Origin of the sequence: Acidilobus sp., from assembly GCF_049973875.1 — an archaeon.
Classification (GTDB): domain Archaea; phylum Thermoproteota; class Thermoprotei_A; order Sulfolobales; family Acidilobaceae; genus Acidilobus.
Genome location: NZ_JBMFJI010000028.1, coordinates 1 through 10,951, shown reverse-complemented (window position 1 = coordinate 10,951; position 10,951 = coordinate 1). Strand labels below are relative to the sequence as shown.

11 protein-coding genes and 1 pseudogene are annotated in these 10,951 nt (G+C 61.8%); 5 read left to right on the top strand and 7 right to left on the bottom strand.

What is annotated here, in order from left to right; genetic code table 11:
* On the bottom strand, nucleotides 1-201 hold a 201-nt coding region (locus ACP5H1_RS07280), incomplete at its 3' end, for a hypothetical protein (protein WP_427973538.1).
* 153 nt (nucleotides 202-354) lie between these two features.
* Here ACP5H1_RS07280 and ACP5H1_RS07275 point away from each other — a divergent pair.
* The 4 genes from ACP5H1_RS07275 to ACP5H1_RS07260 all read left to right on the top strand — a co-directional run bounded on the left by ACP5H1_RS07275 (nucleotide 355) and on the right by ACP5H1_RS07260 (nucleotide 4,194).
* Nucleotides 355-1,542, top strand: coding sequence for a GH12 family glycosyl hydrolase domain-containing protein (locus ACP5H1_RS07275; protein WP_427973542.1), 1,188 nt, complete (start codon nucleotides 355-357; stop codon nucleotides 1,540-1,542).
* Between the two features lie 265 nt (nucleotides 1,543-1,807).
* Nucleotides 1,808-3,052 carry a phosphoglycerate kinase gene (locus tag ACP5H1_RS07270; protein WP_427973535.1) on the top strand — a complete coding sequence of 415 codons (1,245 nt, stop codon included), beginning with the start codon at nucleotides 1,808-1,810 and terminating at the stop codon, nucleotides 3,050-3,052.
* Complete coding sequence (locus ACP5H1_RS07265; protein WP_427973533.1) at nucleotides 3,049-3,474, top strand: universal stress protein; 426 nt, start codon at nucleotides 3,049-3,051, stop codon at nucleotides 3,472-3,474. Before ACP5H1_RS07270 ends, ACP5H1_RS07265 begins: the two co-directional genes overlap by 4 nt.
* A 159-nt stretch (nucleotides 3,475-3,633) precedes the next feature.
* Complete coding sequence (locus tag ACP5H1_RS07260; protein WP_427973530.1) at nucleotides 3,634-4,194, top strand: hypothetical protein; 561 nt, start codon at nucleotides 3,634-3,636, stop codon at nucleotides 4,192-4,194.
* Between the two features lie 59 nt (nucleotides 4,195-4,253).
* Here the strand turns inward: ACP5H1_RS07260 and bgaS are convergent, their stop codons facing one another.
* The 6 genes from bgaS to ACP5H1_RS07230 form a co-directional block, all read right to left on the bottom strand.
* Complete coding sequence (gene bgaS / locus ACP5H1_RS07255) at nucleotides 4,254-5,726, bottom strand: beta-galactosidase BgaS (protein ID WP_427973528.1); 1,473 nt, start codon at nucleotides 5,724-5,726, stop codon at nucleotides 4,254-4,256.
* A 44-nt stretch (nucleotides 5,727-5,770) separates the two neighbouring features.
* Nucleotides 5,771-6,589: a prenyltransferase gene (locus ACP5H1_RS07250; protein ID WP_427973525.1), complete on the bottom strand. Its 819-nt coding sequence runs from the start codon at nucleotides 6,587-6,589 to the stop codon at nucleotides 5,771-5,773.
* Between the two features lie 64 nt (nucleotides 6,590-6,653).
* Nucleotides 6,654-8,078 (bottom strand): UbiD family decarboxylase, encoded by a 1,425-nt coding sequence (locus tag ACP5H1_RS07245; protein WP_427973523.1) that lies wholly within the window; start codon nucleotides 8,076-8,078, stop codon nucleotides 6,654-6,656.
* Nucleotides 8,075-8,764: an ATP-binding cassette domain-containing protein gene (locus tag ACP5H1_RS07240; RefSeq protein ID WP_427973520.1), complete on the bottom strand. Its 690-nt coding sequence runs from the start codon at nucleotides 8,762-8,764 to the stop codon at nucleotides 8,075-8,077. The genes ACP5H1_RS07245 and ACP5H1_RS07240 overlap by 4 nt, the downstream gene beginning before the upstream one ends.
* Entirely contained in the window at nucleotides 8,752-9,492 is a 741-nt protein-coding gene (locus ACP5H1_RS07235) for an ABC transporter permease (protein ID WP_427973517.1), read from the bottom strand. Before ACP5H1_RS07235 ends, ACP5H1_RS07240 begins: the two co-directional genes overlap by 13 nt.
* A gap of 1 nt (nucleotide 9,493) precedes the next feature.
* Nucleotides 9,494-10,501: an ABC transporter substrate-binding protein gene (locus ACP5H1_RS07230; protein WP_427973540.1), complete on the bottom strand. Its 1,008-nt coding sequence runs from the start codon at nucleotides 10,499-10,501 to the stop codon at nucleotides 9,494-9,496.
* Nucleotides 10,502-10,688: 187 nt separating this feature from the next.
* Between ACP5H1_RS07230 and ACP5H1_RS07225 the strand changes: the two are divergent.
* Nucleotides 10,689-10,951, top strand: a pseudogene (locus ACP5H1_RS07225) (NADH-quinone oxidoreductase subunit D); the annotation flags it as partial.

Genomic DNA, 10,951 nt, shown 5'->3' with positions numbered 1-10,951 from the left:
GACCACCACCTCAACAACACCTACCACGACAACAACCACGTCTACCACCACGACCACCACCTCAACAACACCTACCACGACAACAACCACGTCTACCACCACGACCACCACCTCAACAACACCTACCAGTACTACATCAACTACATCTACTACGTCAACAACCACAACACCTACAACTACTTCAACGCCCGTGCCCAGCAAGAAGCCTTCATACACAGGGCTCTACATAGGCATCGCTGTAGTAGTAATAATAATTGTGATAGTGGCGGCCGTGCTGGCCCTTAGGAGAAGATGAACTCCTAAAGGGCGAATTAATTGCCTAAGCGCATTTTTGTTTTTCTTGTCTTGGTAGTCGTGCCTTTAGTGCTTGTCGGCTTCCTAAGTTCGCAGTGTTCAGCAGCAGGGCCAGTGGCAAGGGGCCAGGGGATAGGTGAATGGGAGAACATACAGCTGGTGCCGGTGGCTAATGCGACTCAGCTCCAGGCAGTTCCATGCATAGCGGTATCGCAGGCCCCCGGCGGCCCGTACGCTCAGCTTAACCTGACGTCGCTTTCAGGTGTAAGCGCTGTGATTATGACAGACGTCTGGAACACCAGAAGTGGAAGCGGGGACGTCACAGTAAGGGCCTGCAGGACGCACGTCTCCGCTTACGTGAATGTCATCAATGCCACTGCGTCAAACATTTACGACACCGTGATGGGCTACCCTGAGATCATGTACGGCTACAAGCCCTGGGGACAGACGGTTACGGGGGAGTCCCCCTACCTGGAGCTGCCACAGGCAGTGGGCCGCCTGCCCCCCATACTGGCCTACCTTAACTACACCCTTAACTTCACTAACGGCAGGGGCGACTTCTCCTTTGACATCTGGGTCACCAGGAGCTATGAGCCCTCCTCCGTCACCGTAGGGGACCTAGAGGTCATGGTGTGGTTCTACCACACCCCCGGCTTCAACCCCATGGGTTACCCCTCTCCCAACGCGACGTTCTACGTGCCGACCTTCATAAATGGGACTCTCGTGAACGCGACGTGGCAGGCCTACGTGGCCAGGAGCATACCGTGGACCTACATAGCGGTGGTCCTTAGCCCTCCGGCGAGCAGCGGCTCCGTAGAGGTTCCGCTGACCCAGCTGCTTGGCGACGTGGGCCAGCTCTACGATAAGCTGTGGAACTACAGCTTTAACGACATGTACCTCAACGACGTCGAGCTGGGCATGGAGTACACCTCCCTTAAGTGGCCCCCCGTGGACGTTAACGTAACCGCGTGGTACAGGCTCTACTCCTTTGGGTTCCTGGTGCCGCTGGAGACTACAACTACTGTAACGAAGGTAGTGACCCAGACGGCCTCACCTGTGACATTAACTAGCACCACAACAGCAACAACTATTATTACATCTGTCATCAACAGCTCAGCCACGACAACGCCCGCAGGGCGTCAGGAGGCCAACTCCATTTACTTAGCTGCGGCCGCAGCCATAGTAGGCATAATAGTAGGCATAGCGGTTGGCCTTTATTTAGGCAGCAGGCGCAGGGCAGGTCGCTGATATAGAGATTAATTTTTAGGTCTCTTTCTGTATTCATTAATGTTTAGCAATATATATTCATAAATCATAACAAATGTATTAAAAGCTCAGAACAGGTTAGTAAATTTGGTGATAAAATGAGCAGGGGGTCCCAGAGGGACTCCAGGAAGGAGGACTCAAGGGACAGGTGGCTCAGGTACGTTGCCCTGGCCATGATGTCAGCGCCATAGTTTAAACGGGCGGCGACCTCAGGCCTTTAACTCCTCTTCCTTTTAAGGGAACCCGGGTGTCGCTGCTGATTCAGCTCGGCAACCAGCTGATACCTACCCTTGACGACCTGAGGCCCAGGAACTCCAAGGTTCTGGTCAGGGTCGACTTTAACTCCCCGGTTAACGACTCGGGCATGCTCATGGACGACTCAAGGATAAGGGCCCACCTCCAGACGGTAAGGGAGCTCGTAGAAGACGGGAACAGCGTCGTCCTCATGTCGCACCAGGGCAGGCCTGGCGGGAGGGACTTCGTGAGCCTCTCTCAGCACGCCAAGGTACTCTCGAGGTACCTGGGGGTTGAGGTGAAGTTCATAGAGGACGTCATGGGCCCCTACGCGAGGCAGTCCATAAGGTCGCTGGGGCGGGGGGAGGTGGCCATGCTTGAGAACGTCAGGTTCGCCTCCGAGGAGCTTGTAGAGTCGCCCCCGAGGCAGCAGGCCAACACGTTCCTGGTCAGGTACCTCTCGCCCCTCTTCAACTACTACGTTAACGACGCCTTCGCCACGGCCCATAGGAGCCAGCCCAGCGTGGTGGGCTTCCCCCTGGTGCTGCCGTCGGCCGCGGGGAGGCTCATGGAGAGCGAGGTCAGGGCGCTGGCAAAGGTGCTCGACAGGTCCCTGGGCCCAAAGGTCTTCGTGCTGGGAGGCGCTAAGGTTGCCGACACCCTCAAGGTCATAGAGAACCTGGTGAGGAACAGGCTGGCCGACAGGATACTCACCGGAGGGCTGGTGGGCGAGCTGTTCGCCGTGGCCAAGGGCGTAATGTTGAGCATACAGAGCATGGAGGCCCTCGAGAGGTCGGGGGCCCTGGCCCTCCTCCCCAGGGCAAGGAGGATATTAATGAGCGGGGCCCCCATAGAGGTGCCCATGGACTACAGGGTGATGGCCGGCGGCGAGGTGAGGGAGGAGCCCCTGGGCAGGGTGAGCGGGCTGATAATGGACATAGGCAGCGGCACCGTGGAGGTCTACTCGTCCATGGTTGAGGACGCGGGCCTCACGGTGATAAGGGGCCCCATGGGCGTCGTCGAGCTCCCCCAGTTCAGGGAGGGCACGTTGGCCGTCCTCAGGGCCGCCATGGAGGGCAAGGTGTACACAATAATTGGAGGGGGCCACGTGGCCGCCCTCAGCGGCCTCGAGCCCGGCACCAGCAGCTCCAGGGTCCACGTCTCCACGGGGGCCGCGGCCTTCATGGCCTTCCTCTCCGGCGAGGGCCTGCCAGCCCTTGAGGCCCTGTCGCAGTCAGCTAAGGGGGTGAGAGCTTGAGCGAACAGGGAGGCGGCGAGCCGAGCTACACGGTCAGCTTCTGGCTTAAGGAGCTCCTGGTGCCCGTCGACGGCTCAGGCTCAAGCATGAAGGCCCTCGACCTGGCCATAGACTTTGCAATGAGGTACGGCTCAAGGATAACGGTCCTCTTCGTGTGCCCCGACGCCTCAAGGGCCGAGTCCGTGAGGAAGCAGGTTGAGGAGAAGGCATCGGGCAGGGCGGAGGTAACGTTTAAGGCGGTAAGCTATGACCCCTCCACGTCAAGCGTAGCCAACGAGATACTGAAGGCCATAGCGGAGGGCTCCTATGACGCGGTCATAATGGGGGCCCGGGGGACCAGCATAAACGGCGACATAAACGTCGGCTCGGTGGCAATGGCAGTGGCGGCCCACGCGCCGGTTACCGTGATACTCGTCAGGTGACGTGACATAATGAGGTAAACTAATATATCTGGAACTCGCACATCCCCGCGGGCTCCTGGTTGAGCTCAAGGTCAGCCCTCGTCGGAGTCCTCGTGCCCTTCATGCTTTCGGCTTACGCCGTCTTCTCGATCTCGCTGGTGGGCCAGGCCGGCCTCTAGCATGGCCAGGATGGGCAGGGGGCTCGCTGTCGTAACTGTTGGCCTCACTGCCATAGTCGCCGGGGCCTTCATGTTCTCCGTGCCCCTGCTCTCAGTGACGCCGTCCTTCCTGCCCAGCATGGGGCTGGGCCAGGGGCTGCTCATGGGCCTCTCGCTCCTGGGGCTGGCGAGCTTCACGCTAGCGGGGTACCTGTCAGACAGGTATGGGAGGCTGCCCGTCCAGGCGGCGTTCGCTGCCATGGGCCTCGCCTCCTCGGCGCTCCTCATACCTGCCTACCGCGGCCTCCTCGGGGCCCTGGCCCTCATGTTCTTCTTCACCGGCTACTTCGGCTACGCCGGCGTGTGGGCTGGCGAGACCTACCCAGCTGAGTACAGGGCCACGGCGACTAACGTGGTGTTCGTGGTGGGCAGAATAATGGGAGGGCTCTCGGCAGTGGTGGCGGCGTCCCTATTCCCCGCGTCGCTGAGGGTCGGCACGGCGCTCACCTGTATCATAGCCAACGCTATAGCCCTGGCGGGCTCTGGGATATACCTTTACGGCAGAAGGCTTGAGGGCAGGTGAAGGCAATAGGCTATGATGGGCTGCGTCACCAGGCGCGGGGCCTGCCGCCTCGGGGCCCGTCACCTGTGCCCTGGGCTCAGGCCTCTGAGCGGGGGCACGGAGTTCAGGTGCTCTATCTCGTCCGTTATCGCCTTGCTTTTGGCTATCTCCCTGTATATGAAGGCCGAGGGCCTCCAGTAGAGCCTCTTAGTTGAATAGTCCACCATGAGGAGCCCGAACCTCTTGCTGAAGCCCGAGGCCCACTCGTAGTTGTCCGCCAGGGACCAGTGCAGGTAGCCCATCACGTTGACGCCGTCCTGCAGCGCCCTGTGCACCTGGTACACGTGGGAGACGAGGTAGTAGGGCCTCTGGTAGTCGCCCTCGTCTGCTATGCCGTTCTCCGTCACGAGCAGCGGCAGGTGGTACCTGTCCCAGTACTCCCTCAGCACGTTATAGAGCCCCTCGGGGTAGAACTCCCAGCCGAAGTCGCTGCACGGCCTCCCGGCTGGGCTCACGCCGTTGGGCTCGCAGCCGTGGCCGTAGCCGGGCACTATTTCATAGCCGCCTCCCCTTGCCCTCACCACCTGCCTAGTGTAGTAGTTAACCCCTATCCAGTCGAGCCTTCCCTTGAGGTCCTCCCTCACTGAGCCCCCGAGCTGCCCCCTTACCACGGCGTCGAAGAAGGCCCACCTGTTGTCAAGCTTAGCCCTCTCGGCGGCCTCCCTGTCGGCTTCCGTGAGCGGCGTGAAGTCGGAGTTGGCGTAGATGACCCCAACGGGCTTCTTGGTGATGGCCTTCACAGCGTCATAAGCCCTGGCGTGGGCCTGCACGAGGTTCCTCATGGCCCTCCCCGCGCACTCAAGGCAGAGGTAGCCGGGCGGGAAGCCGGACTTTACTGCAGCGTAGCCGAGCCCCCAGACCACGTTCGGCTCATTCATGGTGGAGTACATGTAGACCAGGTCGTCAAGCTTCCAGGCCACGTAGGCCGAGAACTTGGCGAACTCTATAACGGTCCTCGCGTCAAGCCAGCCCGAGGGGGCGGAGAGGTTCCCCCTCCTTACTGCTATGGGGTCGTGGAGCCAGAGGGGCAGGGGCCAGTGGTAGAGGTTCAGTATGAACGTCATCCCCCTTGACCTGAGGTCGCTGAACATCTCCCTGTAGTGGTTGATGGCTTCCTTGTTGGCCAACTTGTCCAGCTGCTCCAGAGCGCTCTCGCTGACATAAACCGACAGCACGTCATCGCCCTTGACCTCGGCGTCCACCTTGACGTCGAAGGTAGGCCTTGGGAATATCCTGCTCCACTCGACCCCTATCCTGGCGGCCGTTAGCCCCATCGCCTGGGCGGCGTCGTGGAACTTCCTGTAGTTGCCCCAGTAGCCGGGGCCGTTCTCAGGGAAGTCCCCGCTCACGAGGCCAGCCGCTATGTTCTCGCGGTCGTGGACCCAGGCGTACCAGTCGCTGTTAGGGTCCTCGCTGCCGGGGGTCCCCATCTCTGACTGGAAGCCCGCCTGGGACCAGCCGAACAGGAAGTCCTTCGGGAAGGTAACAGCCAACTGGATCGCCGCTCAGCACGTGCTTCTGCTAGAATTTAAGGGCTTCAGGGGTGGGACGACAGGGCTATTGCAAGGGAGTAGGCCGTGGCCAGGATGATAGTGACGTAGAACCTGTACCTGACGACCTTCAACAGGGGCTCGCTCCTGACGCCCAGCACGGTGAGCACCGCCGGCACTGCAGCGGGGGCCACGGCCAGGGTGAGCAGCCCCCAGGGCCAGAGCAGGGCCGCCGGGAGCAGCAGGGACGTAAGCACCATGGTGGCGTAAAGCCAGGAGGCCGCGGCCCTGCCTATCCTGACCGGCAGCGTCCTGACGCCGTGAGCCCTGTCCCACTCGTAGTCCCTTATATTGTCAGCCAGCACCACCGAGGACGTTATGAAGGCCATCGGCAGCGAGAGGGCGACCTCCCTGAGGGAGAGAGCGCCGGAGACCGCGTAGGCGGCGCCAACAACCATCAGGACAGCCGTTATGAAGACGTCAAGCTCGCCCAGCCCCATGTACTTGAGCCCTACCGGGCCGCTGTAGCAGAACAGCAGGAAGGCGCCCACGGCCAGGAAGAGGGGCAGCAGGGGCCTGTCGAAGGCCAGGGTGGCGATGGCCACGAGGGCGGAGCCGAAGGCAAAGAGCGACACCCCAAAGGCCTTGAGCCTCCCCAGGTCTATGCCGAGCCTATAGAAGCTGTGTGGCCTCGCCATTACGCCTGGAGCCCCAGGGGCGTCCACGCCCCTCGCAGTGTCGAAATAATCGTTCAGCACGTTCTCAGCGGCCTGGAACGCGGCCACCCCCAGCGCTACCATTACAGTGAGCAGCATGGGCACCGGCCTGAAGCCGCAGAAGTAGCTCATAGCTATTACGCCGCCCACCACCGCCCTGGCGAGGCTGTTGAGGAGGGACCACGGCCTGGTCGCTGTGAAGTACCTCCTCAGCCTACAGGCCGTACTCGGCCCACCTCCTGTTCACGAGCTCCACGGTGTCCCTGTCAGGCTCCAGCTCCTCAGGGGGCTCCGCTCCAGTCTCGTCCTTCAGCTTCCTGGTGGCGTCAACTATCAGCTTGCTGCCCACCCTCCTCCTCGGCAGGTAGGAGACGTCAAGCTCGTCGGCCGGGGCCCGGGGCACCGCTATGATGTCCCTTGAGGGGTCCACGAAGCTTGAGACCGCCCAGGTGACCTGTCCCAGGTCATGCGGGTTCACGTCACTGTCAACTACAATTATTATCTTAGTGAGCGACATCTGGCCGGTGCCCAGGAGGCCCATGGCTACCTTCACGGCCTCCCCCGGGAACCTCTTCCTTATTGAAACTATGGCCAGTCCCTGGACCCACCCCTCTGCCGGGAATGAGACGTCAACGACCTCTGGGAAGAGGTACTTGATCAGGGGCAGGAAGGCCCTCTCCACCACCTTGGCTATCACGGAGTCCTCCATGGGCGGCCTTCCCACGACAGTGCCGTAGTAGATTGGGTCAGGCCTCGCGTAGGCCCTCTCAAGCTTGAAGGTCGGGAACGGCCTGTCGGGCCTGTCGTAGAACCCGACGTGGTCCCCGAAGGGCCCCTCCGGCCTCAGGTCCCCCAGGTCTATGTAGCCCTCAAGCACTACCTCGGCGTGGGCGGGCACCCTTATGCCGTTGGGGAGCTGGTGCACCTCGACGCCCTCCCCCCTCAGCGAGCCGGCCACGAGGTACTTGTCAAGGGGGTACGGCGCGGGCATCACCCCGGCCAGCAGCGTGCCCGGGTCAGCGCCTATCACTAGGGCCGCCGGCATCCTGCCCTCGCCCCTCTCCCTCGCCCTGGCCTCCTCAGCGTAGCCCCTCTTGTAGGTCTGCCAGTGGACCACGGCCTCCCTCTCGTTTACTATCATGACCCTGTAGACGCCGAAGTTGGTAGACTCGCCCAGCTCGCCGGACTCCCTGTGCACGAGCAGCGCGTAGGTGAGGTACCTGCCCCCGTCCTTGGGCCACGTCTTAAAGGCCGGGAGGTCTGCGAGCCTCAGGTCTGGTCTCTCCTCGAAGTCGGGCCTCCCCTGCCTCGGCAGGTATGAGGCAGCCCTGAGCAGGGACGTCACGCTGCCCCTGATTACATCAGCTGGGGACGGCATCCTGGACCCCAGCTCGTCAAGGCCGCTGACGCCGAGGCCCAGCTTTACTGCGTCCTCGCAGCAGAATATGTTGCCCGCGACCCTCCACCCTGGGCTCCCCTCGACGTCCTCGAAGAGCACAGCGGGCCCCCCCGACTTCATGAGCCTCCTCAGGATCTCGGGTATCTCAAGCACGGGGGAGACCCTGGCCTTAACCCTCCTCAGCATCCCCCTGGACTCGAGGAGGTCCAGGTACTGCCTCAGGTCCCTCAGGGCCATCATGACCACCCCGCGGCCTTCCTTATCAGCTCAGCCCTCCCGCTGGGCGGGGCCTTCCTCAGGTCCTCGTGGGCTACCACCCTGCCTGGCCTTCCGGCTATCGCCGTGACCACGTCAGCCACCTGGGCCGTCTCCTCGATCTGGTGACTCACGATTATAATTGTCTTCCCCTCGCGCGCCAGCGACCTAACTATGTCGTTGAGCGACCTGACGGCCTCCAGGTCGAGGCCCGTGTAGGGCTCGTCGAGGAGGAGCACGTCAGGGTCTGTGATCAGGGACCTGGCTATGGCCACCTTCCTCCTGGTGCCGCCGCTGAGCTCCCTGGGGTATGAGCCCAGGAACCTGGTTATGCCGAGCCTCTCCGCTATCTTAACTGCCTCCTCCCTGGCCCTCTCCATGGGCACGCCGGCGACCTCCAGGGGCAGCGTTATGTTTCTCATCGCTGACCTCCACGGCAGGAGCGAGTCGCCCTGGGGCACCAGCGAGACCCTTCCCTCCACCTTGACGAGGCCCTCGTCGGGCCTTATTATGCCGGCTATTATCCTGAGCAGCGTGGTCTTGCCGACGCCGTTTGGCCCGACCACGGCGTGGACCTCGCCTGCCCTGGCCTCAAGGCTAACGCGCTGCAGCACCGCGACCTTCCCGAAGGCCTTGGACACGTCCCTGACCAGCACCGTCACTCCATCCACTTCGTGGCCCACCTCTCTATGGGCCTCAGGGCGCCGAGGTCTATGATAACCATGACAAGCACCAGCAGCAGAGACCAGGCCTCAAAGGCGGCGTACTGGTGTAGCTCGAAGAAGAGGTAGAGCCCGTACCCTATGCCCCCGGCGGTGCCGAAGGCCTCGGCCACGGGAGACACTATGAGGGCCACGCCCAGGGCTGACCTGGAGCCTGAGGCGAAGTAGGGGACCGAGGCCGGGAGGTCTATGTAGGCGAGCCTCCTGAGCCCCCTGAGCCCCAGGGCGGCCGCCAGGTCCCCGAACCTCGCCCTTGACGTGTTGAGGCCCTCTATCAGCGAGGTCTCAAGGGGAGGGAAAGCCGAGAGGCCGCTGACCAGTATGGGCACGAGCCTGCTTGAGAAGCCGAGCAGTATGAGCAGGGCCAGGCTCCAGGCCACTGGGGTGACGCTGTGGAGTATCTCCCTGACAGTTTCAACCGTTGACTCGCCAAGGTCGCCGAGCTCGTAGACCACGGCCCCGACGACTGCCATGGCAGAGGCCACGGCGTAGCCCCCTATGGCGTCAACGAGGGTCACCGCGGTGCTCCACGCGGCCTCGGCCGGGTGGGCCGCGAGGTACCTGATGGCGGGGACAGGGCCAGGTATGAGGCCTGAGGAGAGCTCGGGAGAGAGCTGCCAGGCCACGAAGACCAGGGCGACGCCGAGCAGGTAGCCGGCAGTCCTTCTGGCCGTCATGTCAGCTGAGCCCCAGGTCGCTGCACGTTATTATCCTTGAGGTGTTGGGCATTGTTGGGAAGAACCCTGACCTGAGCAGGTACTGCCACTCTGACACCAGCTCCTGGTACTCCTGCTGGTTTATGCAGACAGAAGTCGGGGTGTCGTTGGTGGAGGCCCACACGAGCTGGGACACGTTGCTGGGCACGCCGTAGAGCTTCTCAAGGGCGAGGGCTGCCAGGCTCTCGTTGTGGTCCCACGCCTCAGCCGACTCAGCGTGCAGCGTGAGCACGTTGACCAGCAGGTGCCTGTTGCTGACAAGCTTTGACGTGGCCACCCAGACGAGGAAAGGAGCGGTCTCCTGTCCGGTCAGGTTGTGCCACATCTCCTGGTAGGTGGCGATGACCCTCATGTGGTACAGCTCCACCGCCTCGGCCAGCATGGGCTGCCATATGACGCCCGCCTGGGCAGAGCCTGTGAGCACGGCGTCTATGACGTTCCCCGGGGCGGCGTTTATGACGTGGACCACGTCGGGGCCTGTCATGTTAGGCGACACCGTTAGGTTGTAGAGCTCCTTCATCATTATCACGAAGAGGTAGTAGGTGCCCGTGCCCACGGGTATGGCAACAGTCTTGCCTGCCAGCTGGGCCGGCGAGGTTATGTTTGAGCCCGCGGGCACTACTATTCCCTGGAAGAGCGGGAAGTCGACGGCAACCACGTAGGTGTCGTTGCTCTGCAGCAGGGCCAGCCCGGCCAGGTCAGCTGGCAGTATGGCTATGTCAACCTCGCCCCTGAGCAGGGCGTCGAAGAGAGAGGGCGTGAGCGAGTAGATCACGTAGTTAACCCTGACGGGGACGTTTGATATCGATGGGTTAACCCTGTAGGCGTCAAAGGATGAGATGCCAACCGATATGCTTCCGATGCTCACAGAGCTGCTGCCATGGCTGACCACGAGGGCCACTGAGGCCCCTATGACAACAACTATGATAACGACCGCGGCCGCCAGCAGCGCAGGCCTCGTGATAACCACCAAAGGGTGGTGTGCAGGCCTTAAATTTAAACTTAACCTGTTAGAGTTAAAATTTCCAGAGATTATAATTAAAACACAATTAAACCCGCTGGCTGAAACCCCGAAATCTTAGCCGGGCCGGGATAGTAATGGCCAAAAGGCTTAACAATATTAAGTTAGATAGCCTCCTGCAGGGCTGGAGTGAAGGTTGCCCGCAAAGGCTGTTCTAAGGCCTGAGGTTGACTCCTTCTACTCCTTCTACAAGGTTGTCGTGAGCGAGGAGCACTGCAGGGGGCTGGCCTGCTACGCCGCCAGGTCCCTCAACCCTGAGGCCTGGAGGAAGGCCGTTGCCCAGCGGCCGCCGACCTACTGCCTGGGCAAGTGCTACGCGGGGCCCTCGAGCACGCTGACGGGCGGCGCGCCTCACGTGGAGGTCAGGTCGAGGAGGGCGGTGGTGCTCAGGCACATAGT

Coding starts and splice junctions, on each gene's coding strand:
- ACP5H1_RS07260 (WP_427973530.1), top strand. CDS start 3,634: ATGGCCAGGATGGGCAGGGGGCTCGCTGTCGTAACTGTTGGCCTCACT.
- ACP5H1_RS07245 (WP_427973523.1), bottom strand. CDS start 8,078: ATGATGGCCCTGAGGGACCTGAGGCAGTACCTGGACCTCCTCGAGTCC.
- ACP5H1_RS07235 (WP_427973517.1), bottom strand. CDS start 9,492: ATGACGGCCAGAAGGACTGCCGGCTACCTGCTCGGCGTCGCCCTGGTC.